Consider the following 21,330-nt stretch of genomic DNA (forward strand, 5'->3'; position numbering starts at 1 on the left):
GAAGTTCACGCCGACGCCGGGGATCGCGAAGCCCTGCGCTTGCCAGCCGCCGAGCGCCTCGAGCGCCTCGCGGAGCATGATGGCCTGCAGCGTGCCGGTCAGGCCGGCCCGTTCGAGGTGCGGCAGGAAGCAGCCCGGCAACAGCACGCCGCGTTGGGGATGGCACCAGCGCGCCAGCGCCTCGAACCCCGAGACGCGGCCGGTATCGGTACAGAGCTGGGGCTGGTACCACGCGGTGATTTCCCCGCCATTGAGGGCCTGGGCGATCTCGTCGCGCGGTCGGGCGGGGCGGATGCCCTGTGTCGAGGGGCCGGACTCGGGCCGGTGGACGCGGATGGCGGAGGGCCCGAAAGCCACGGCATCGCGCAGGGCCGCGGTGGCGACCGAGGAAAGCCCGGCGCCGCGTTCGCCGAACCCGCCTACGGACAGGCAGATGCCGATCGCCGCGGTGAAGCGCGGCGTGTCCGGTGCGGCGCTGGCGGGGCGCTGCGCCTCGCCCTGGAGGCGGGCGGCGAGCTTGCAAACGGCCTCCGGCGTCATGGAGCGGGGCGGCGAGAGGACGATGCCGAAGGTCGCATCGTCGAGGCGGAACACCCTGTCGCGCCGCCGCAGGCAGGCGTTCAGCCGCTAGGCGACGCGGTCGGCGGCCTGCCCGGTCGCGCCCTCGCCATGGGTGTTGCGGAGCGCGGTGTGATTTTCCAGTTCCAGCATCATGCAGGCGGTCATCCCGCCCTGGTCGCGGGCGCGCAGGAGGGCGGCATCCAGCGCCTCCTCCAGCGAGGCGCCGGCGGTGGGCGTTGCGGTATCCATGCCGGTGGGGGCGGGCGGACGGCCGAACACGCCGGCCAGCACGAGCAGCGCCGGAAAGGCGATGGTCGCCCAGAGCAGGGCGGATTCGCCCCCCGCCCAGTAGCCGGCCAACAGGAGCGCCGGCAGAAGGGCCAGCGCCAGCGGCCCCGTCAAAAGGTCGGCGAGCTGTCGGCGCAGCAGGGCACAGGTTTGTCGGATGCGTAGAATCATGGACGTTCCCGGTTTGTGCCCGGACGCTACGTCCTGTCGCTCAATTTTTCCTTAACGCAGCTTCGGGGGGACGTCCGGCCCGTCTTGCAGGGCCGTATCCTCTGCGTCCCGCCGCTGGAGGCCGGCGAAATCGAAGAGGCCCGAATCGAGCAGGTGGGAGGGCCGGGCGTTCATCAGCGAGCGGAACATCACCTGCCGGCGGCCGGGGGAGTTGCGCTCCCAGCCGTCGAGGATCTGCTTGACCTGCTGGCGCTGAAGCCCGTCCTGCGAGCCGCAGAGGTCGCAGGGGATGATCGGGTAGCTCATGGCCCTGGCGAAGCGTTCGCAATCGGCCTCGGCGACGAAGGAAAGGGGGCGGTAGAGGAAGAGGTCGCCCTCTTCGTTGATCAGTTTCGGCGGCATGGTGGCCAGCCGCCCGCCATGGAAGAGGTTCATGAAGAACGTCTCGAGGATGTCGTCGCGGTGGTGGCCGAGCACGACGGCCGAGCAGCCTTCCTCGCGGGCGATGCGGTAGAGGTGGCCACGGCGGAGGCGCGAGCAGAGGGCGCAGTAGGTGCGGCCCTGCGGGACCTTGTCGACGACGACGGAATAGGTGTCCTGGTACTCGATCCGGTGGGGCACGCCCATCTTCTTTAGAAACTCGGGCAAGACGGTGGCCGGGAAACCGGGCTGGCCCTGGTCGAGGTTGCAGGCCAGCAGCTCGACCGGCAGGAGGCCGCGCCATTTCAGCTCGTAGAGGATGGCGAGCAGGGTGTAGCTGTCTTTCCCGCCGGAGAGGCAGACGAGCCACTTGGCGCCCTTTTCGACCATGCCGTACTGTTCCACCGCCTCGCGCGTCTGGCGCACGATGCGTTTGCGGAGCTTCTTGAACTCTGTGCCCGAGGGCGCGCCCTCGAATAGCGGGTGGATATCGTCGGCATTGTCGAACATGGGACGGGCCTTAGACCTTCCCGGGGCGTCGGGCAAGAGATCTCAGCCGGAGGCGCCGTCCTCGATCAGCGCCCTGATGATCGCCTTGGCGCTGTCGGAGTTCCAGTGGGCGTCGCCCTGCATGCGGGCGATCTCCTGCCCGTCGCGGTTGAGGATGACGGTGATCGGCAGGCCGAGGATCCCCATCTCGCGCGATATCTGCATCTTGGGGTCGCGGTGGAGGGGGAGATTGTCGACGCCGATCTCGTCGAAGAAGGCTTTCATCGCCGGGGGCGGGTTGCGGCCGGTGGCGATGGTGACGACGTCGAAATCCTCGCCGCCCAGTTCGGCCTGAAGCTCGGACAGCATGGGCATTTCCTTGCGGCAGGGGGCGCACCAGGTGGCCCAGAAGTTCACCACCGCGATCTTGCCCTCGTAATCTGCGAGGGAGCCGGTGCTGCCGTCTTCCATCGTGTAGCTGGCTTGCGAGACCTCTTTCGGTTCGGCATGGAAGGAGAGTTTCTTCATGTCGCCCTCGCGCATGGCGGCGAGCTTGTTCATGTCGGCGGCGGCGGCGTTTGCACCGAGGATCATGCATGTATAAAGGACGAACGCAGACAGGATTTTCATATTCCCTCCGAAGGGCCAAGACATGACTGACACGACCTCGAACCAGATGTGGGGCGGCCGCTTTGCCGCCGGACCGGACGCGATCATGGAAGCAATTAATGCCTCGATCGGGTTCGACAAGCGTCTGGCGGCACAGGATATCGCCGGTTCGAGGGCCCATGCCGCCATGCTGGCCGCCACGGGCATCGTCAGTGATAAGGATGCCGAGGCGATGAGGGAAGGGCTGCTCACGGTCTTGTCAGAGATCGAAGGGGGCACGTTCGAATTTTCCACCGCGCTGGAGGACATTCACATGAATGTCGAGGCGCGGCTGAAGGAGGTGATCGGCGAGCCGGCCGGGCGGTTGCACACGGGGCGAAGCCGGAACGACCAGGTGGCGACGGATTTCCGGCTCTGGGTGCGCGATCAGCTCGATGCGGCGGAGGCGGGGCTCGTCACGCTCTTGCAAGCGTGCCTCGCGCAGGCGGAGGCCGGGGCGGACTGGGTGATGCCCGGGTTCACCCATCTGCAGGTGGCGCAGCCTGTGACGTGGGGCCATCACATGATGGCCTATGTGGAGATGTTCGGGCGGGATCTTTCCCGCGTGCGCGATGCGCGGAAGCGGATGAACGAATGCCCGCTGGGGGCGGCGGCGCTGGCGGGCACGTCTTTCCCGATTGACCGGGAGATGACGGCGGAGGCGCTGGGGTTCGACCGGCCCTGTGCGAATTCGCTGGACGCGGTGAGCGACCGGGATTTCGCGCTGGAGTTTCTGGGGGTTGCCAGCATCTGCGCGATGCACCTGAGCCGGTTTGCCGAGGAGCTGGTGATCTGGTCGTCGGCGCAGTTTCGCTTCGTGGCGCTCTCCGACCGGTTCTCCACCGGGTCGTCGATCAGGCCGCAGAAGAAGAACCCCGACGCCGCCGAGCTTCTGCGGGCCAAGGTGGGGCGGATCTTCGGGGCGAACGTGGCGCTGATGACGGTGATGAAGGGGCTGCCCTTGGCCTATTCCAAGGACATGCAGGAGGACAAGGAGCAGGTTTTCGACGCGGCCGATCACCTGATGCTGGCGCTGGCGGCGATGGAGGGGATGGTGCGCGACATGACGCCGTTGCGCGAGAACCTCGAGACGGCGGCGGCGACCGGGTTCTCGACCGCGACGGATCTGGCCGACTGGCTGGTGCGCGTGCTTGGTATGCCGTTCCGCGAGGCGCATCACGTGACCGGGTCGCTGGTGGCGATGGCCGAGAAGAGGGGGTGCGACCTGCCTGATCTCAGCCTCGAGGACATGCAATCGGTGCACGGGGCCATCACGGGGGATGTATTCGACGTGCTGGGCGTGCATAATTCGGTGGCGTCCCGGACGAGCCTTGGCGGCACCGCGCCGGTGCGCGTGCGCGAACAGATTGCCCGGTGGAAGGAGATCCTGTCATGAAACGCGTCTTCGTTCTTGTGAGCCTTGCGGCGCTGGCGGCCTGTGGCGCCGATGGCGAGCCGATCCAGCCGTCGATGAACGCCAATGTCGGCCTCGGGTCCAACGGAATGAGCGGCGGGGTCGGCGCAGATTTCGTGTCGGGGCGGTTCACGATGGGTGTGGGCACCAGCCTCTGACGCCCCCGGGGGTGATTTGCCGGATGGTTTGTGCCCGCCGGATGCGGTATCGCGGACCCTGGCCGGGGAATTGAGTATTTCCGGAACAATGAAATGCCGGGTTGGGCGAGGCTGAGTGATGGATCATTTCCTGTATCGTGACGGGGTGCTGCATGCCGAGGATGTGCCTGTGGCCGAGATCGCGGCCGCGGTGGGCACGCCGTTCTACTGCTATTCCACCGCCACGCTGACGCGGCATTTCCGGCTGTTCGACGAGGCGTTGGAGGGGGTGGATCACCTGGTGTGCTACGCGATGAAGGCGGCGAGCAACCAGGCGATTTTGAAAACGCTGGCGGGGCTTGGCGCGGGGATGGACGTGGTCTCGGGCGGGGAATATGCGCGGGCGAAGGCGGCGGGCGTGCCGGGGGAGCGGATCGTGTTCTCGGGCGTCGGCAAGACGCGGGACGAGATGCGGCTGGCCATCGAGGGCGGCATCCGGCAGTTCAACGTGGAAAGCGAGCCGGAGTTGCGGGCGCTGAGCGAGGTGGCGGCGGGCCTTGGCGCGACGGTGCCGGTGACGATCCGGGTGAACCCAGACGTGGATGCGAAGACCCATGCCAAGATCGCCACGGGCAAGAGCGAGAACAAGTTCGGTATTCCCATCGCGCGGGCGCGGGAGGTCTATGCCGAGGCCGCGGCCCTTCCCGGGCTGGAGGTGATCGGGGTCGATGTGCATATCGGCAGCCAGCTGACCGAGCTGGAGCCGTTCCGGCTGGCCTATCGGAAGGTGGCGGAACTGACCGAGGTGCTGCGGGCCGACGGGCATGACATCCGGCGGCTCGACCTGGGCGGGGGGCTTGGCATTCCCTACACGCGGAGCAACGAGGCGCCGCCGCTGCCGCTGGATTACGGCGAGATGATTCGCGAGGAGGTGGGGCATCTTGGCTGCGAGATCGAGATCGAACCGGGGCGGCTGGTGGTCGGGAATGCCGGAATTCTGGTCAGCCGGGTGATTTACCTGAAAGAGGGCGAGGGGCGGAATTTCCTGATCCTCGACGGGGCGATGAACGACCTGATCCGCCCGGCCATGTACGATGCCTATCACGATATCGTGCCGGTGATCGAGCCCGGCGCGGCGGTGGAACAGGCGCCCTATGACATCGTCGGCCCTGTCTGTGAAAGCGGCGACACATTTGCGAAGGGCCGGATGATGCCGCCCGTGGGCGAGGGGGAGCTTGTGGCGTTCCGCAGTGCCGGGGCCTATGGCGCGGTGATGGCGAGCGAGTACAACACGCGGCCGCTGGTGCCGGAAGTGCTGGTGCATGGGCATCAATTTGCCGTCATCAGGGCGCGTCCGACCTTTGACGAGATGATAAATCGCGATACCATTCCGGAATGGCTGTAAGAGTGCGACAGGTGCGGCAGCCCCCGATCCGGAAGGGAGCATGGCCAGACAGACCCCTCTGACCCCCGTGATGAACCGTTTGCGGCGTCCGCTCAGCCTGACATGGGCCGGGCTGATCGCGGAACGGCTCGTGCGGGCATTCTGGCCGTTCTGGACGGTGCTGGCGGCGACGGCCGCGGCGCTGATCCTGGGGTTGCAGGACCTGATGCCGGTCGAGGTGGTCTGGGTGGGCTTCGTGCTGGCCGGGCTGGGGCTGATCGGGTTTGCCATTCACGGCGCGATGCGGTTCCGCTGGCCCAGGCGGCAGGAGGCTGTCGACAGGATGGACAGCGTGATGCCGGGCCGGCCGCTGGCGGCGCTGGGCGACCGGCAGGCCATCGGCGGGGGCGATCCCGCCTCGGAAGCCCTGTGGCAGGCGCATCTGCGGCGCATGGCGGAGCGGGCGAGCGCCGCGAAGGCGGTGGAGCCCGACCTGGCGCTGGCGCCGCGCGATCCGTTCGGGTTGCGATATGTGGCGTTGCTCGGGCTGGTCGTGGCGCTGCTCTTCGGGTCGGTGATGCGGGTGGGTTCGGTGTCGCAGATGGGGCCGGGGAACGGGCCTGACATCTCGACGGGGCCCGCGTGGGAGGGCTGGATCGAACCGCCGGCCTATACCGGGCTGCCGAGCCTCTACCTGAATGATCAGAAGGGCGAGATCCGGGTGCCGGAGGGCAGCCGGGTGACCGTGCGGCTTTACGGGGAGGTCGGCGCGCTGAGCGTGGCCGAGACCGTGTCTGGCCGGACGGAGGATGTGGGCGCGGCGACGGATACGGAACATTCCTTCGTGATCGCCTCGGACGGCACGCTGAGCATCGACGGGCCGGGGGGCACGTCGTGGAAGATCGTGGCGATCCCGGATCGAGAGCCGCAGGTCTCGCTTGTCTCGGACGGGGCGAAGACGACCTTCGACGGGCAGATGAGCAAGCCGTTCCGGGCCGAGGACGATCACGGCGTGGTGGCGGGCAAGGCGACCTTCCGGTTGGATCTCGAGGCGGTGGAGCGGCGTTACGGGCTGGCGGCGGAGCCGGAGTCGCGGGAGCCGATCTCGATCGACCTGCCAATGCCGATCACCGGCGACCGGGCCGAGTTTACCGAAACGCTGATCGAGAACCTGTCGCAGCACCCTTGGGCGCACCTGCCGGTGACGCTGGAGTTGGAAGTGCGCGATGCCGCGGACCAAGCCGGGCAGAGCGCGCCGGAGGAGATGCGCCTACCGGCGCGGCGGTTCTTCGATCCGCTGGCGGCCTCGGTCATCGAGATGCGGCGCGATCTTCTGTGGTCGCGCGACAATGCCCCGCGGGTGGCGCAGGTGCTGCGGGCGGTGTCGCACGCGCCGGAAGAGGGGCTGTTCCGGTCGGAGACGGCCTATCTGCGCCTGCGGGTGATCCTGCGGCGGCTGGAGACACTGACGGCGCATGACAGCCTGACGACCGAGGCGCGGGACGAGGTGGCGCAGGCGCTGTGGGACCTGGCGCTGGTGCTGGAGGACGGTGATATCGGCGACGCGCTGGAGCGGATGCGCGAGGCGCAGGAGCGGCTGAGTGAGGCGATGCGCAACGGCGCCAGCGAGGACGAGATCGCCCGGCTGATGCAGGAGCTGCGGGATGCCACGCAGGATTACCTGCGGCAGAAGTCGCAGCAGGCGCAGCGCGATGGCGAACAGCAGCAGGGCGACCAGCAGCTTTCCGAGAACATGATGACGCTGAACCAGCAGGATCTGCAGGACATGATGGACCGGATCCAGGAGCTGATGGAGGAAGGGCGTTACGCCGAGGCCGAACAGGCGCTGCAGGAATTCCAGGAGATGATGGAGAACCTGCGGATGACCGAGGGCCAGCAGGGCCAGCAGGGCCAGCAGGGTCAGAACCCCGGGCAGGAGGCGATGGAAGGTCTGGCCGAGACGCTGCGTGACCAGCAGGGCCTGTCGGACCAGGCGTTCCGCGACCTGCAGGAGCAGTTCAACCCCAACTCTCAGCAGGGGCAGTCGCAGCAGAACGAGGGCCGCGACGGCTCGCAGGGGCGGGGCCAGAGCCACCAGCAGGGGCAGGGGAACCAGCAGGGTCAGGGCAACCAGCCCGGCCAGCAGCCGGGGCAGCAGCAGGGCCAGAACGGCCAGGAAGGCCAGCAGGGCCAGCAAGGTTCGCTGGCCGACCGGCAGGAGGCGCTGCGGCGAGAGCTGGAACGGCAGCGCGGCAACCTGCCCGGTGCCGGCAGCGAGGCGGGCGACGCGGCGCGCGAGTCGCTCGACCGGGCCGACCAGGCGATGCGGGGGGCCGAGGATGCGCTGCGGCAGGATGACCTGGCCGAGGCGATCGACCGGCAGTCGGAGGCGATGGAGGCGCTGCGCGAGGGGATGCGGAACCTTGGCGAGGCGATGGCCGAGAACAACCAGACCGAGGGCGCGCAGGGCCAGGCCCGCGGCCAGTTCGGCGACCAGCAGAACGACCCGCTGGGCCGGGCGCCCGGGCAGGGCTCGCAGGTGGGCACGCAGGACAACCTGTTGCAGGGCGAGGATGTCTATCGCCGGGCGCGGGAGTTGCTGGACGAGATCCGCCGGCGCTCGGGCGAGGGCGAGCGGCCGGACGTGGAGCTGGAATATCTCAAGCGGCTGCTGGAGCGGTTCTGAGGCCGGGCGGCGACGCTACCCGCCGATCATTTCCTGAACCTGCGCGACGAGGGGCGCCACCGCCTCGTTCAACTGTGCCCGCCAGCCGTTCACCGTTTCGACATAGGCGACCAGCGGATCGGCCGTGGCCGGGATGGTTTCGGCAATCTGCGGCGAGAAGATGTAGACGGCGGTGGCGAGGATCGCCAGCAGCACGGCCAGGCGCAGGCCGCGGCGGAAACCGCCGGACGAGCGTTCGGGCGCGGCGACCTTGCTGCCGTCGCGGGCGGAGAGGTCTTCGCGTGCGGCGGGCTGGGCCGAGGCAATGGTGGAGTTGATGTCGTCGATATCCGGTAGCAGGCCGCGGCGGGTGGAGGGGTCGATATCCTCGTCCTCGGCCGGGTCGTCCTGGGGGGTGGCCGCGCCGCGGAGGCGGGCCATGCGGGCCCTGGCCTGGTGCGAGCGCCGGTCGCTGTCGTCATGTGCCCCGTCGAGCCCGAGATCGGGCTGGGTTTCCAGCCACCCCTTCTCGGCCTGGCGGGCCTGTTTCTCGCGCGAGGCTTCCTCGCGCAGGACGCTGGCGACATCGGGGTCGAGCTCTCGCCGGGAGGGGGTTTCGGTCTCCTCGGCCGGGGTCGCGGTCAGGTCTTCCTGATCGTCGTCCTCGACCTCGACCCAGTCGGGGGTGTCCTCGTCCGCGTCCTCGGCGGCTTCGGCGGGCTCGGCCTGTTCGTCAGCCTCGGCAGCCCGGGGATGATCGGGGTGCGACTGGAACCAGGTGTCGCCGCAATTGGAACACTGTACGTCACGCCCCTCTTCCGGAATAACCTCGTCCGGAACCTCGTACTGTGCCCCGCAATTCGGGCAAATGAGCCTCATCTCGCCATCCGTCGCCTGATCCCCGGCAGCCGCCTTTTTCAACCCGGCGGTCTGCTTGACCTTATGTGTAACGGCTGGTTTGTCAAAGAGCAAAGCAATTTGGGGCAGTTACCGTTGCACTGCCGCATGCCTTGGGGCATGAAAGGGCTGTTTCGCGAAGGGGCAGGCTTTGATCGAGCTGGAGAACGTGGCCTACAATTACGGCGGGGGCGAGTTGCTGAGTGAGATATCGCTCAAGCTGCAGCCCGGGTCGTTTCATTTCCTGACCGGGCCGTCGGGGGCGGGCAAGACCACGCTGCTGAAGCTGTGCTACGGGGCGCTTCTGCCGACGTCGGGGCAGGTGCGGCTGTTCACGTCGGACGTGCGCGACATGGAGCGGGACGATATCGCGCTGGCGCGGCGGCGGATCGGCGTGGTGCACCAGGATTGCCAGTTTCTCGACCATCTGAACGTGTCGGACAATATAGCGCTGCCGCTGATGGTGGCCGGGCGCGACCTGCTGGCCGAGGGGGCGAACCTGAAGGAGCTGACAAGCTGGGTCGGGCTAACGGCACGGGCGGGTGCCTTGCCGCCGGAGCTGTCGGGCGGCGAGCGGCAGAGGGCGGCGCTGGCGCGGGCGGTGATCATGTCGCCGGACGTGGTGCTGGCGGACGAGCCCACCGGCAACATCGACTGGGACATGTCGCAGCGCCTGTTGCGGCTGCTGATCGAGCTGAACCGGATGGGCAAGACGATCATGGTGGCGACCCATGACCTTGCGCTGATCCGGGCGGCGAAGACCCATGTGCAGGCGCGCGTGCTGCGGATTTCCAACCGGCGGCTGCAACTGGCGGGGGCGGACCTTTGAAGGCGGTGCTGAGCCAGGTGACCGAGTTCCTTGTCGGCGATACGCAGGCCGACCGGGTCGTGCCGCCAACGGGGTTCACCGCGACGCTGACCTTGTTCAGCGCGGCGGCGATGGCGTTCCTTGCGGTCTTCGCGCTGGCGCTGTCGCTGGCGACCGGGCGGCTGGCCGATCAGTGGGGGGCGGAGCTGGCGCGGAGTTCGACGATCCGCATCTCGGCGCCCGACGGCCAGCTTGCGGCCCAGACCGAGGCGGCGCTGAAGGTGCTGGAGACCACCAAGGGCGTCGACACGGCCCGCGCGCTGAGCTCGGAGGAGCAGCAGGCGCTGCTGGAGCCGTGGTTCGGGCCCGACCTGCCGGTCGACACGCTGCCCATTCCGCAGCTCATCGAGGTGATCGAGACCGAGGAGGGCTATGACCCCGAGGGGCTGCGCCTGCGGCTGGCGGCGGAGGCGCCGGGGGCGGTGCTGGACGATCACACCCGCTGGCGGCGGCCGCTGGTGAAGGCGGCGAGCCGGCTGCGGATGCTGGGCTGGGCCTCGATCCTGCTGATCGGGGCGGCGACGGCGGCGATGATCACGCTGGCCGCCAACGCGGCGCTGGCGGCCAACACGCAGGTGATCAGCGTGCTGCGGCTGGTGGGGGCGCGGGATTCCTATATCGCGCAGGCCTTCGAGCGGCGGTTCACCCTTCGGGCGCTGACCGGGGCGGGGATCGGCATGGTGCTGGGCATGGTGGCGATCGCGCTGCTGCCCTCGGCGCAGCCCGAGGGCGGGTTCCTGACCGGGCTGGGCTTTCAGGGCTGGCACTGGCTCTGGCCGCTGACCATCCCGATCCTGGCCGGGCTGGTGGCCTTTGCCGCGACGCGGGCCGCCGCGCGGAAGACCTTGCGGGACATGCCATGAGAGAGACGGTTCAATGGGTCCGGTCGCTGGTCTTCATCGTCAATATCTACGCGATGATGGGGGTTCTGGGGATCGTGTTCTTCCCCTGGGCGCTGGTCAGCCGGAAGGGCGCGCTGACCGCCTGTCATACATGGTGCCGCTGGGTGCGGTGGACGGCGCGCTGGATGGTGGGCATCCGCACCGAGGTGCGCGGCACGCCGCCCACCGACGAGGTGCTGATCGCCGCGAAACACCAGTCTTTCCTCGATATCATCCTGATCTTCGGCAGCGTGCCCGCCGGCAAGTTCATCATGAAGCGCGAGCTGATGTGGGCGCCGGTGATCGGGCAGTACGCGCTCAAGATCGGCTGTGTGCCGGTCGACCGGGGCAAGCGGAGCCTGGCGATCAAGAAGATGGTGCGCGACGTGGCCAAGGGGCGGCAGGCGCCCGGTCAGCTGATCATCTATCCGCAGGGCACGCGGATCGCGCCGGGGGTGCAGGCGCCGTTCAAGATCGGCTCGGGCGTGCTCTACGAGGAGCTGGGGCAGGATTGCGTGCCGGCGGCCACCAATGTGGGGCTGTTCTGGCCGCGCATGGGCATCCTGCGCAAGCCGGGGCTGGCGGTGGTGGAATTCCTGCCGCGGATCGAGGCGGGGCTCGACAAGGGCACGTTCATGGCGCGGCTGGCGGACGAGGTCGAGGAGGCCTCGAACAGGTTGATGACGGAGGCGGGGTTCGATGCGGAAAATCGAGACGGTTGAGGCGCTGTCGGCGCTTTACGACGAGGCGGTGCCGGCGGCGATCGTGAAGGTGGCGACGCGGCTGACGCCGCTGTATCGGGAGTGGATCGAGGGGTCGCGCTTCTGCATCCTGTCGACGGTGGGACGTGACGGCGTGCATGGCAGCCCTCGCGGCGATGCCGGGCCGGTGGTCCGGGTGGAGGACGAGCGCACGCTGATGATGCCCGACTGGCGCGGGAACAACCGGCTGGATTGCCTGAAGGATATCGTCGAGGACGGGCGGGTGGCGCTGCTGTTCCTGGTGCCCGGCTCGAACACCACGGTCCGGGTGAACGGGCGCGCGGTGCTGACCGATGACGAGGGCTTGAGGCAGGGATTTGCGCACAAGTCGACCCTGCCGGCGACGGTGATCGTGATCGAGGTGGCCGAGGTCTACACCCAATGCGCCAAGGCGTTGCTGCGCTCGGGCCTGTGGACGCGGGACGACCGCGAGACGGTGCCGACGGTTGGGCAGATCCTGGCGGACATGTCGGATGGCGAGATGGGCGGGGCGGCCTATGATCGGGATTACGAGAAGAACGCCGCACCGCGCATGTGGTAGGCGGCTCGTCGGGCCCTTGCAGGCCCGCCTCGCATTTTTCTGCGACGGAAGTTCCGGGCCGTCGCGTAACAGTCTTGCAGTGTCCGCATCCGTCCCCCTGGTGTAACGGAGACTGCCATTCACATCGTAGAGTGCCTGTGGCGGATGCATGGCCGGTGAGAGCAGCTTCTCACCGGCCTTTTTCTTATGAGTGGATCGGCCCGAGGCCGCAGGCCAATGCCGCCTCGCGCACCGCTTCCGAGAAGGTCGGGTGGGCGTGGCAGGTCAGTGCCAGATCCTCGGCCGAGGCGCCGAATTCCATCGCCACGCAGATCTCGTGGATCAGGTCGCCGGCCGAGGGGCCGATGATGTGGGCGCCGAGGATACGATCGGTTTCCTTGTCGGCGATCAGCTTGACGAAGCCGTCGCCGGCGAAGACGGCCTTGGCGCGGCCATTGCCCATGAAGGAGAACTTGCCGACCTTGTAGGCGCGGCCCTCGTCCTTCAGCTGCTCCTCGGTCTTGCCCACGGCGGCGACCTCGGGGTGGGTGTAGATGACGCTGGGGATGACGTTGTAATTGACGTGGCCGTGCTTGCCGGCGATCACGTCGGCTGCGGCCATGCCCTCGTCCTCGGCCTTGTGGGCGAGCATCGGGCCGGTGATGGCGTCGCCGATGGCGTAGATGCCCTTGACGTTGGTCTGCCAGTGCTCGTCGGTCTTGATCTGGCCGGTCTTGGTGAGCTCGATGCCGAGGGCGTCGAGGCCGAGGCCGTCGGTATAGGGTTTGCGGCCGGTGGCGACGAGGACGACGTCGGCGTCGAGCTGGTGCTCGCTGTCGTCCTTGCGCAGCTTGTAGTTCACCTTGGCCTTGGTCTTGAGCGTCTCGACCGAGGTGACGGCGCCGCCCATGACGAACTGAAGCCCCTGTTTCTTCAGCATTTTCTGGAAGTTCTTCTGAACCTCGCCATCCATGCCGGGGGTGATGTGGTCGAGGTATTCGACGACCGTCACCTCCGTTCCGAGCCGGGCGTAGACGCTGCCCATCTCGAGGCCGATGACGCCGGCGCCGATGACGACCATCTTCTTGGGGATCTTGGGCAGTTCGAGGGCGCCGGTGGAGGTGACGACGATCTTCTCGTCGATGGTCACCTCGGCGCCGGGGACGTTGGCCGCTTCGGAGCCCGAGGCGATGATGATGTTCCTGGCCTCGTGGGTGTCGTCGCCCACCTTGACCTTGCCCGCTTCGGGGATCGATCCCCAGCCCTTGAGCCAGTCTATCTTGTTCTTTTTGAAAAGGAATTCGATGCCCTTGGTGTTCTGGCCGATGGTGTCGTTCTTGTAGGACAGCATCTCTTTCCAGTCGACGGAGGGCGCCTTGCCCTTGAGGCCCATCTTGGCAAAGTTGTGCTCGGCCTCGTGCAGCATGTGGGAGGCGTGGAGCAGGGCCTTCGACGGGATGCAGCCCACGTTGAGGCAGGTGCCGCCGAGGGTGTCGCGGCCTTCGACACAGGCGGTTTTCAGGCCCAGCTGGGCGCAGCGGATGGCGGCGACATAGCCGCCGGGGCCGGAGCCGATTACGATGACGTCATAGCTTGCCATGAGCGGGTTCTCCTTGGATTTGGGACGTCGGTATCACGTCGGTATTTTGTCGGTATTGCGTCGGTGTTTTTTCGGCGGAGGGGCGCTGCCCCTCTTGGCCTTCGGCCAATTCACCCCGGGATATTTCCGGCCAGAAGAAGCTCATGTCAGGACGCCTTTCCGGGCCGAGTGGACGAGGTAGAGGAAGGCGGCCAGCCAGAGCGCGGACCAGAGCAGGACATATTGCAGGCGAATTGCCACGTAGGTGGTGTCGGCATACGGATCGGAGCCGGATCGAGCCTCGGTCTGGAGGAAGAGAAACTGTGCGAACGGAAAGACCATCGCGGCGAGGAGTGCCAGCATGGCCCATATGGTGTGCCGGCTTCTGCGAATACTGAGCCAGGTGACGATGGTGGCGGCGATCAGGAGCGGGATGGAGGCCCAGATCTGATAGGTGCCGGGGAGACCGGCGAATTGCTCCGGGGGGCCCTCGCGGAAGGTCGGGATCAGGTTGAACGCGGTGTTCAGCGCGATGGCCGCGCAGGCCGCCGCAACAAGGGATATGCCGAGAGGCCGCTTCACAGGAGGGCCGCCAGAAGCATGAGGGTGGTGGCGCCGAAGCCCACGGCCCAGATGAGGGAGCGCCAGGGGACCCAGCCGAAATAGTAGGCGGGAATGTAGAGGACGCGGGCGGCGAGGTAGGTCCAGGCGCAGGCGGTCGTGACCGGGGTGGACTGGTCGGCCAGCGTGACGACGACGCAGGCGATGGTGAAGAGGATCAGCCCCTCGAAATGGTTGTTGAGCGCGCGGAAGAGGCGGCCGGTGCCGGGGCTGACCTGGTCGATCAGCGGCTGGCCGAGGCGGCCGGGGTCGCGCGGGGAGAGGGTCTTGCCCGGGCCGAGCTCGAGGTTGGCCGGGACCGCCATGAGGACGTATTGCACGACCTGGAGCAGGGCGGCGAGGGTGAGGGCGGTGAGCTCGGGGGTCATTGGGTGGTCACGTCCCGGGCTTGACCGGGGACCTTTTGGAGGGGGTTGCTCGGTGATGGCGCGAGGCCCCGGGTCGAGCCCGGGGCGGGGGGTGTATGTGGCGCGAGGCCCCGGGTCGGGCCCGGGGTGGGGAGTGGCGGGGTCATGCGGTCTCCAGCAGGTGGTGGGCGGAGGGGCCGTGGCCGAGGGCGGTTACCTTTTCGACCCAGGCCGTGGCGCGGTCGGGGTCGTTGACGTCGAAGAGGGCCCAGTGGGCGCCGGTGCCCTCGCGCCAGAGCTGTAGTTGGGTGAGGCCGGCATTGGCGCGGTCCTCGGCGTGGGCGTCGTGGGTGCCGCGGTCGAAGCTGTCGTAGCGGAGGAGGAGGTGGGTGGTCAGGGGGTCGGTCCGTCCGGTTGATGGGTCAGGCTCGTGGGTTGGCCCCCACCCTACGGGGCGCCGGACGGATTGTCGCCCGCCCGGCGTATCTTCGTAGGGTGGGTGAAACCCACCATGGCGATCACAGGTCCATCAACAACCGCCGCGGATCTTCCAGCGCCTCTTTCACCCGGACGAGGAAGGTGACCGCGCCCTTGCCGTCGACGATGCGGTGGTCGTAGCTCAGCGCGAGGTACATCATCGGGCGGGCGACGATTTCGCCGTTCACGACCATCGGCCGTTCCTGGATCTTGTGCATGCCGAGGATGCCCGATTGCGGGGGGTTGAGGATCGGCGAGGACATCAGCGAGCCGTAGACGCCGCCGTTGGAGATGGTGAAGGTGCCGCCCTGCATTTCCGCCATCGAGAGCTTGCCGTCGCGGGCGCGGGCGCCTTTCTCGGCGATGGCCTTCTCGATCTCGGCGAAGGAGAGCGCGTCGGCGTCGCGGATCACCGGCACGACGAGGCCCGTGGGCGTGCCGGTGGCGATGCCCATGTGGACGAAGTTCTTGTAGACGATGTCGGTGCCGTCGATCTCGGCGTTGACCTCCGGCACCTCCTTCAGCGCGTGGCAGCAGGCCTTGGTGAAGAAGGACATGAAGCCGAGCTTGACGCCGTGCTTCTTCTGGAACTCGTCCTTGTAGGCGTTGCGCAGTTCCATCACGCCGGTCATGTCCACCTCGTTATAGGTGGTGAGCATGGCGGCGGTGTTCTGGCTGTCCTTCAGGCGCTTGGCGATGGTCTGGCGCAGGCGGGTCATCTTGACCCGTTCCTCGCGCTCGGCATCCTCGGCGGAGACCGGGGCGCGGGGGGCCTGGGCGGGGGCCTTGGCCTCGGGGGCGCTGTCGGACTTGGCGGCGCCGGAGCCGGCCTTGGCCACGTCTTCCTTCATCACGCGGCCGTCGCGGCCGGAGCCTTCGACCTGGTCGCGGGAGAGGCCCTTTTCGGCCATCGCCTTCTTGGCCGAAGGGGCATCCTCGACATCGCGGCCGGCGGGCGGGGCGGTGTATTGGGCGCCGCCCGCATCGGCCTCGGAGCCGGCGAGATCGTCCTGCCCGGCGGCGGGGCGCACGGCGGGTTCGGTGGTGCCGTCGGCGGCGCCGTTGAGGACGGCGAGCTTGGCGTTGGCCTGCACCGTCTCGCCTTCCTGGGCGAGGATCTCGGTGATGGTGCCGGCGGCGGGAGAGGGCACCTCGACCGAAACCTTGTCGGTTTCCAGCTCGCAGAGCATCTCGTCCTGGCTGACGCTGTCGCCGACCTTCTTGAACCAGGTGGAGACGGTGGCCTCGGACACGGATTCGCCCAGGGTGGGGACCATCACGTCGATGTTGCCGCCGCCATTGCCGCCGCTGCCTGCGGTGGAGCCGCCGCTGCCGCGGCCGGATTCGGGCTTCTTCTCTTCCGTCTTCTCCGATTTCTCGTCGGAGGCGGGTTTCTTCGGTGCGTCGTCGTCGCCCGCGCCTTCGCCCTCGGAGATGGTGGCGAGGAGGGCGTCGACGCCGACGGTCTCGCCTTCCTTGGCGACGATCTCGGCCATCTTGCCGGCGGCGGGGGCCGGCACCTCGACGGTGACCTTGTCGGTTTCCAGTTCGCAGAGCATCTCGTCGGCCGCGACCGCGTCGCCGGGTTGCTTGAACCAGGTGGCGACGGTGGCTTCGGTGACGGATTCGCCCAGCGTGGGGACTCGTACTTCGATGGTCATCGGATCACTTTCCTTCGATGCTGAGCGCGGCGTCGACCAGCGCTTCCTGTTGGGCTTTGTGTTGCGAGGCGAGGCCCGTGGCGGGCGAGGCGGCGGCCGGGCGGCCGGCGTAGACGGGCCGGGAGTGCTTGGCCTTGATGCGGGTGAGGACCCATTCGATGTTGGGTTCGATGAAGCTCCAGGCGCCCTGGTTCTTGGGCTCTTCCTGGCACCAGACGACCTCGGCCTTCTTGAAGCGCTCCATCTCCTTCACGAGGGAGATGGCGGGGAACGGGTAGAACTGTTCGATGCGCATCAGGTAGACGTCGTCGATGCCGCGCTTGTCGCGTTCCTCGAGCAGGTCGAAATAGACCTTGCCGGAGCAGAGCACGACGCGCTTGATCTTGTCGTCGGCGACCAGCTCGGTGTCGGAATTGCCGTGCTGGGCGTCGTCCCACAGGACCCGGTGGAAGGAGGAGCCGGTGGTGAAGTCGTCGGCAGTGGAGACGCAGAGCTTGTGCCGCAGGAGCGACTTGGGCGTCATCAGGATGAGCGGCTTGCGGAAGGTGCGGTGGAGCTGCCGGCGCAGGATGTGGAAGTAGTTGGCCGGCGTGGTGCAGTTGGCGACGATCCAGTTGTCCTGGCCGCACATGGTGAGGAAGCGTTCGAGCCGGGCGGAGGAGTGTTCCGGGCCCTGCCCCTCGTAGCCGTGGGGCAGCAGGCAGACGAGGCCGGACATGCGGAGCCACTTGGATTCGCCCGAGGAGATGAACTGGTCGAACATGATCTGGGCGCCGTTGGCGAAATCGCCGAACTGCGCCTCCCAGAGGACGAGGGCGTTGGGTTCGGCCAGCGAGAAGCCGTACTCGAAGCCCAGCACGGCATATTCGGAGAGCATCGAGTCGATGCTTTCATACTGGGCCTGGCCGGAGCGGATGTTGTTGAGCGGGTAGTAACGCTCCTCGGTCTCCTGGTTGATGAAGCCGGAGTGGCGCTGGGAGAAGGTGCCGCGGGTGCTGTCCTGACCGGCCAGCCGGACCGGGTAGCCCTCGGTCAGCAGCGAGCCGAAGGCGATCGCCTCGGCGGTGGCCCAGTCGAAGCCTTCGCCGGTTTCGAACATCTTCGCCTTGGCGTCGAGCAGGCGGGAGACGGTCTTGTGCAGGGGGAATCCCTCGGGCGCGGTGGTGAGCGCCTTGCCGATCTCCTCGAGCGTTTCGGGTTTGATCGAGGTTTCGCCGCGCTGGTAATCCTCGTCCTGGCGGTCGAGATGGGACCATTTGCCGTCGAGCCAGTCGGCCTTGTTGGGGCGGTATTCCTTGCCCGCCTCGAACTCGTCGGCGAGGTAGGACTGGAAGGCGGCCTTCATGTCCTCGATCTCGCCCTCGGGGATCAGCCCGTCGGCGATCAGCCGGTCGGTGTAGAGCGCCAGCGTGGTCTTCTGCTTCTTGATCTTGTTGTACATGATGGGGTTGGTGAACATCGGTTCATCCCCCTCGTTATGGCCGAAGCGGCGATAACAGAAGATGTCGATCACCACGTCCTTGTGGAACTTCTGGCGGAATTCCGTGGCGACCCGGGCGGCGTGCACGACCGCTTCGGGGTCGTCGCCGTTGACGTGGAAGATCGGCGCCTCGACCATCAGGGCGATGTCGGTCGGGTAGGGCGAGGAGCGCGAGAAGTGGGGCGCGGTGGTGAAGCCGATCTGGTTGTTCACCACGATATGCATGGTGCCGCCGGTCTTGTGGCCGCGCAGGCCCGACAGGCCGAAGCATTCGGCCACGACGCCCTGGCCCGCGAAGGCCGCGTCGCCGTGCAGCAGGATCGGCAGGATCGAGGTGCGGTCGGTGTCGTGATACTGGTCCTGCTTGGCGCGGACCTTGCCGAGCACCACCGGGTTCACCGCCTCGAGATGCGAGGGGTTGGCGGTGAGTGAGAGGTGGACGGAGTTGCCGTCGAATTCCCGGTCGGAGGAGGCGCCGAGGTGGTATTTCACGTCGCCGGAGCCGTCGACCTCTTCGGGCTTGAAGGAGCCGCCCTGAAACTCGTTGAAGATGGCGCGGTAGGGTTTGCCCATCACGTTGGCGAGCACCGACAGCCGGCCGCGGTGGGGCATGCCGATGACGATTTCCTTGATGCCGAGGCTGCCGCCGCGCTTGATGATCTGTTCCATCGCCGGGATCAGGCTTTCGCCGCCGTCGAGGCCGAAGCGCTTGGTGCCCATGTACTTGACGTGGAGGTATTTCTCGAAGCCCTCGGCCTCGACCAGCTTGTTGAGGATCGCCTTGCGCCCCTCGCGGGTGAAGCGGATTTCCTTGTCGTAGCCCTCGATCCGTTCCTTGAGCCAGGCGGATTGCTCGGGGTCGGAGATGTGCATGTATTGCAGGGCGAAGGTGCCGCAATAGGTGCGTTTGACGATCTCGACGATCTCGCGGATCGAGGCGACCTGAAGGCCCAGCACGTTGTCGATGAAGATCGGCCGGTCCATGTCGGATTCGGTGAAGCCGTAGGAGCGCGGGTCGAGTTCCGGGCGGTAACCGTGGTCGCGCAGGCCGAGCGGGTCGAGCGTGGCGGCGAGGTGGCCGCGGATGCGGTAGGCGCGGATCAGCATCAGGGCGCGGACCGAGTCGAGCACGGCACGCTTGACCGCGTCGTCGGAGATCTCGACGCCCTTCTCGTCGGCCTTGGCCTTGATCTTGTCGCCGGCCTTCTTCGCCTCGGCCTCGGGCGGCCATTCGCCGGTGAGCGCGCCGGTCAGGTCGTCATTGGGGTGCGGCGGCCTGTCGGCGCGCGCCCAGGAGGGGCCGGCGGCCTCTTTCTTGACGTCGATCTCGCCGTCGCCGAGCTGCGAGAAGAAATCGGCCCAGGCCTGATCGACCGCGGACGGGTCGTTGGCGTAGCGGGCGTAGAGCTGTTCGAGGTATTCGGCATTGTGCCCCTGCATGAAGGAGGAGGCATGGAACTGGTCGTTGGGGGATTGGTCGGTCATTGTCAGACTCCCGTAAGTGCCTTGAGCCCGGCCCGGGCGACGGGCGGGCGGGCCGAGGCATGAACTGCCGTGAATAGGGGGGCGGCTGCCCGGGGGCCGGCCATGCGGCCCGCGGGGCGGTTCGGCTTGTGCTCTGTCTGGCTCATGGCCATTGGAACGCCTTTTCGTGTTGCGGTCAGGCCTGCGGCGGCGGGCCGTAGGCATTGGTTTCGGGCTCGGACGGGCGGGTGAGCCAGTAGATGTAGACGATGGCGAGGATCAGCTGGACGATGCCGAGGATGGCCATCAGCCCCATGCCGCCCATGCCGCCGGGGGCCGTCGGGTCGACCACGGGGGCGGGGGTGAGCAGCATCGACAGAAGGCTGAACCCGACCGGGATCAGGATGTACCACCCGGGGCGCCCGGTATCCTGCAGGCGCCGCCAGCCCGCCGCCGTGGCCGGCACGATCAGCGCCAGCACGTAGAGCATGTAGACGATCCAGCCCAGGAAGGAGACGATCAGCGCACCGATGACGTAGGCCAGCATGAACCACCAGTATTCCGACCGCGAGGCGCGGCCGGCAAAGGTGGCGTATTTCTGTGTCAGGCATGTCTTGACCGATGTCTGAAAGTCCATGGTATTTCCCTTCCCGTGTTGTTGGCGGGCCCGTTTGGCCGGGCCCTTTCTGATGGTATTTCCTTATTTGCCGATGGCTTCGAGCACCGCTTCGCCGAGGCCCGCGGGGCTTTCGGAGACGGTGATGCCGGCCGAGCGCATGGCCTCGATCTTGTCGTCGGCGCCGCCCTTGCCGCCCGCGACGATGGCGCCCGCGTGGCCCATGCGGCGGCCCGGAGGCGCGGTGCGGCCGGCGATGAAGCCCGCGACCGGTTTCTTGCGGCCCTTCTTGGCCTCGTCCTTCAGGAACTGGGCCGCGTCCTCCTCGGCCGAGCCGCCGATCTCGCCGATCATGATGATCGACTCGGTTTCATCGTCGGCGAGGAACCATTCCAGCACGTCGATATGCTCGGTGCCCTTGATCGGGTCGCCGCCGATGCCGACGCAGGTGGATTGGCCGAGGCCGACGTCGGTTGTCTGCTTGACCGCCTCGTAGGTGAGCGTGCCGGAGCGGGAGACGACGCCGCAGGAGCCGCGCTTGTGGATGTGGCCGGGCATGATGCCGATCTTGCAGGCGTCGGGGGTGATGATGCCGGGGCAGTTGGGGCCGATGAGGACCGACTGCGAGGTTTCCAGCGCCCGCTTGACGCGCATCATGTCGAGCACCGGGATGCCCTCGGTGATGCAGACGATGAGGGGCATTTCGGCGTCGATCGCCTCGAGGATCGAGTCGGCGGCGAAGGGCGGGGGCACGTAGATCACCGAGGCGTTGGCGCCGGTTTCGTGGATCGCTTCGTGGACCGAGTTGTAGACCGGCAGGTCGAGATGGGTCCGGCCCCCTTTGCCGGGGGTGACGCCGCCGACCATCTTGGTGCCGTAGGCGATGGCCTGTTCGGTGTGGAAGGTGCCCTGCGAGCCGGTGAGGCCCTGACAGATCACTTTGGTGTTTTCGTCTACGAGGACTGCCATCTTGGCGTTCTC

At 67.4% G+C, this 21,330-nt stretch carries 20 protein-coding genes; 8 read left to right on the forward strand and 12 right to left on the reverse strand.

Annotated features, from left to right (window positions below; all coding sequences use genetic code 11):
* The 4 genes from RLN94_RS06085 to RLN94_RS06100 form a co-directional block, all read right to left on the reverse strand.
* The coding region (locus RLN94_RS06085; protein ID WP_350168701.1) for an EAL domain-containing protein at nt 1-624 on the reverse strand (624 nt) is incomplete at its 3' end.
* Nucleotides 625-627: 3 nt separating this feature from the next.
* A complete protein-coding gene (locus tag RLN94_RS06090) occupies nt 628-1,020 on the reverse strand; it encodes a hypothetical protein (protein WP_350133029.1) in 393 nt (130 codons plus the stop codon).
* 51 nt (nt 1,021-1,071) lie between these two features.
* Nucleotides 1,072-1,950 (reverse strand): tRNA 2-thiocytidine(32) synthetase TtcA, encoded by an 879-nt coding sequence (gene ttcA, locus RLN94_RS06095; RefSeq protein ID WP_350133026.1) that lies wholly within the window; start codon nt 1,948-1,950, stop codon nt 1,072-1,074.
* A 42-nt stretch (nt 1,951-1,992) separates the two neighbouring features.
* Nucleotides 1,993-2,559, reverse strand: coding sequence for a TlpA disulfide reductase family protein (locus RLN94_RS06100; RefSeq protein WP_502949387.1), 567 nt, complete (start codon nt 2,557-2,559; stop codon nt 1,993-1,995).
* 22 nt (nt 2,560-2,581) lie between these two features.
* Between RLN94_RS06100 and argH the strand changes: the two genes are divergently transcribed.
* The 4 genes from argH (at nt 2,582) to RLN94_RS06120 (ending at nt 8,198) form a co-directional block, all read left to right on the forward strand.
* A complete protein-coding gene (gene argH, locus RLN94_RS06105) occupies nt 2,582-3,973 on the forward strand; it encodes an argininosuccinate lyase (protein WP_350168682.1) in 1,392 nt (463 codons plus the stop codon).
* Nucleotides 3,970-4,149, forward strand: coding sequence for an argininosuccinate lyase (locus RLN94_RS06110; protein WP_350130198.1), 180 nt, complete (start codon nt 3,970-3,972; stop codon nt 4,147-4,149). The genes argH and RLN94_RS06110 overlap by 4 nt, the downstream gene beginning before the upstream one ends.
* A gap of 118 nt (nt 4,150-4,267) precedes the next feature.
* Complete coding sequence (gene lysA, locus RLN94_RS06115; protein WP_350130200.1) at nt 4,268-5,533, forward strand: diaminopimelate decarboxylase; 1,266 nt, start codon at nt 4,268-4,270, stop codon at nt 5,531-5,533.
* A gap of 40 nt (nt 5,534-5,573) precedes the next feature.
* Nucleotides 5,574-8,198, forward strand: a complete 2,625-nt coding sequence (locus RLN94_RS06120; protein WP_350130202.1) for a TIGR02302 family protein — start codon at nt 5,574-5,576, stop codon at nt 8,196-8,198.
* 15 nt (nt 8,199-8,213) lie between these two features.
* Here RLN94_RS06120 and RLN94_RS06125 read toward each other — a convergent pair whose 3' ends face one another.
* Nucleotides 8,214-9,056, reverse strand: a complete 843-nt coding sequence (locus RLN94_RS06125) for a zinc-ribbon domain-containing protein (RefSeq protein ID WP_350130204.1) — start codon at nt 9,054-9,056, stop codon at nt 8,214-8,216.
* A 169-nt stretch (nt 9,057-9,225) separates the two neighbouring features.
* Between RLN94_RS06125 and RLN94_RS06130 the strand changes: the two genes are divergently transcribed.
* From RLN94_RS06130 to RLN94_RS06145, 4 genes are read left to right on the forward strand one after another with little or no spacing between them, the layout of a single operon-like run.
* The gene (locus RLN94_RS06130) at nt 9,226-9,903 is read left to right on the forward strand and encodes a cell division ATP-binding protein FtsE (protein ID WP_300894817.1); all 678 of its coding nucleotides are present in this window, start codon (nt 9,226-9,228) and stop codon (nt 9,901-9,903) included.
* The gene (locus RLN94_RS06135) at nt 9,900-10,805 is read left to right on the forward strand and encodes a cell division protein FtsX (protein ID WP_350130207.1); all 906 of its coding nucleotides are present in this window, start codon (nt 9,900-9,902) and stop codon (nt 10,803-10,805) included. The genes RLN94_RS06130 and RLN94_RS06135 overlap by 4 nt, the downstream gene beginning before the upstream one ends.
* Nucleotides 10,802-11,545 (forward strand): lysophospholipid acyltransferase family protein, encoded by a 744-nt coding sequence (locus RLN94_RS06140; protein WP_350130209.1) that lies wholly within the window; start codon nt 10,802-10,804, stop codon nt 11,543-11,545. Before RLN94_RS06135 ends, RLN94_RS06140 begins: the two co-directional genes overlap by 4 nt.
* Complete coding sequence (locus tag RLN94_RS06145; RefSeq protein WP_350130211.1) at nt 11,523-12,125, forward strand: pyridoxamine 5'-phosphate oxidase family protein; 603 nt, start codon at nt 11,523-11,525, stop codon at nt 12,123-12,125. The genes RLN94_RS06140 and RLN94_RS06145 overlap by 23 nt, the downstream gene beginning before the upstream one ends.
* A 184-nt stretch (nt 12,126-12,309) precedes the next feature.
* Here RLN94_RS06145 and lpdA read toward each other — a convergent pair whose 3' ends face one another.
* The 7 genes from lpdA to sucD all read right to left on the reverse strand — a co-directional run bounded on the left by lpdA (nt 12,310) and on the right by sucD (nt 21,318).
* Nucleotides 12,310-13,704, reverse strand: a complete 1,395-nt coding sequence (gene lpdA, locus RLN94_RS06150; RefSeq protein WP_350130213.1) for a dihydrolipoyl dehydrogenase — start codon at nt 13,702-13,704, stop codon at nt 12,310-12,312.
* 141 nt (nt 13,705-13,845) lie between these two features.
* Nucleotides 13,846-14,265 carry a hypothetical protein gene (locus tag RLN94_RS06155; RefSeq protein ID WP_350158524.1) on the reverse strand — a complete coding sequence of 140 codons (420 nt, stop codon included), beginning with the start codon at nt 14,263-14,265 and terminating at the stop codon, nt 13,846-13,848.
* Nucleotides 14,262-14,672: an MAPEG family protein gene (locus tag RLN94_RS06160; protein ID WP_350158523.1), complete on the reverse strand. Its 411-nt coding sequence runs from the start codon at nt 14,670-14,672 to the stop codon at nt 14,262-14,264. Before RLN94_RS06160 ends, RLN94_RS06155 begins: the two co-directional genes overlap by 4 nt.
* Before the next feature lie 497 nt (nt 14,673-15,169).
* Nucleotides 15,170-16,789: a 2-oxoglutarate dehydrogenase complex dihydrolipoyllysine-residue succinyltransferase gene (gene odhB / locus RLN94_RS06165; RefSeq protein ID WP_350158521.1), complete on the reverse strand. Its 1,620-nt coding sequence runs from the start codon at nt 16,787-16,789 to the stop codon at nt 15,170-15,172.
* A gap of 4 nt (nt 16,790-16,793) precedes the next feature.
* Nucleotides 16,794-19,754, reverse strand: coding sequence for a 2-oxoglutarate dehydrogenase E1 component (locus RLN94_RS06170; protein WP_350168687.1), 2,961 nt, complete (start codon nt 19,752-19,754; stop codon nt 16,794-16,796).
* A gap of 175 nt (nt 19,755-19,929) precedes the next feature.
* The gene (locus tag RLN94_RS06175) at nt 19,930-20,370 is read right to left on the reverse strand and encodes a DUF805 domain-containing protein (RefSeq protein WP_350128285.1); all 441 of its coding nucleotides are present in this window, start codon (nt 20,368-20,370) and stop codon (nt 19,930-19,932) included.
* A gap of 63 nt (nt 20,371-20,433) precedes the next feature.
* Nucleotides 20,434-21,318: a succinate--CoA ligase subunit alpha gene (gene sucD, locus RLN94_RS06180; RefSeq protein WP_350128288.1), complete on the reverse strand. Its 885-nt coding sequence runs from the start codon at nt 21,316-21,318 to the stop codon at nt 20,434-20,436.
* Nucleotides 21,319-21,330: the final 12 nt, after the last annotated feature.

The sequence above is a fragment of the Roseovarius sp. genome (assembly GCF_040223625.1).
Lineage (GTDB): Bacteria > Pseudomonadota > Alphaproteobacteria > Rhodobacterales > Rhodobacteraceae > Roseovarius.

Excerpts from the sequence above, each read along its gene's own strand:
- RLN94_RS06090 (WP_350133029.1), bottom strand. The coding sequence starts at position 1,020 with ATGATTCTACGCATCCGACAAACCTGTGCCCTGCTGCGCCGACAGCTC.
- ttcA (WP_350133026.1), bottom strand. The coding sequence starts at position 1,950 with ATGTTCGACAATGCCGACGATATCCACCCGCTATTCGAGGGCGCGCCC.
- RLN94_RS06100 (WP_502949387.1), bottom strand. The coding sequence starts at position 2,559 with ATGAAAATCCTGTCTGCGTTCGTCCTTTATACATGCATGATCCTCGGT.
- argH (WP_350168682.1), top strand. The coding sequence starts at position 2,582 with ATGACTGACACGACCTCGAACCAGATGTGGGGCGGCCGCTTTGCCGCC.
- RLN94_RS06110 (WP_350130198.1), top strand. The coding sequence starts at position 3,970 with ATGAAACGCGTCTTCGTTCTTGTGAGCCTTGCGGCGCTGGCGGCCTGT.
- lysA (WP_350130200.1), top strand. The coding sequence starts at position 4,268 with ATGGATCATTTCCTGTATCGTGACGGGGTGCTGCATGCCGAGGATGTG.
- RLN94_RS06120 (WP_350130202.1), top strand. The coding sequence starts at position 5,574 with ATGGCCAGACAGACCCCTCTGACCCCCGTGATGAACCGTTTGCGGCGT.
- RLN94_RS06125 (WP_350130204.1), bottom strand. The coding sequence starts at position 9,056 with ATGAGGCTCATTTGCCCGAATTGCGGGGCACAGTACGAGGTTCCGGAC.
- RLN94_RS06140 (WP_350130209.1), top strand. The coding sequence starts at position 10,802 with ATGAGAGAGACGGTTCAATGGGTCCGGTCGCTGGTCTTCATCGTCAAT.
- RLN94_RS06145 (WP_350130211.1), top strand. The coding sequence starts at position 11,523 with ATGCGGAAAATCGAGACGGTTGAGGCGCTGTCGGCGCTTTACGACGAG.
- lpdA (WP_350130213.1), bottom strand. The coding sequence starts at position 13,704 with ATGGCAAGCTATGACGTCATCGTAATCGGCTCCGGCCCCGGCGGCTAT.
- RLN94_RS06160 (WP_350158523.1), bottom strand. The coding sequence starts at position 14,672 with ATGACCCCCGAGCTCACCGCCCTCACCCTCGCCGCCCTGCTCCAGGTC.
- odhB (WP_350158521.1), bottom strand. The coding sequence starts at position 16,789 with ATGACCATCGAAGTACGAGTCCCCACGCTGGGCGAATCCGTCACCGAA.
- RLN94_RS06170 (WP_350168687.1), bottom strand. The coding sequence starts at position 19,754 with ATGACCGACCAATCCCCCAACGACCAGTTCCATGCCTCCTCCTTCATG.
- RLN94_RS06175 (WP_350128285.1), bottom strand. The coding sequence starts at position 20,370 with ATGGACTTTCAGACATCGGTCAAGACATGCCTGACACAGAAATACGCC.
- sucD (WP_350128288.1), bottom strand. The coding sequence starts at position 21,318 with ATGGCAGTCCTCGTAGACGAAAACACCAAAGTGATCTGTCAGGGCCTC.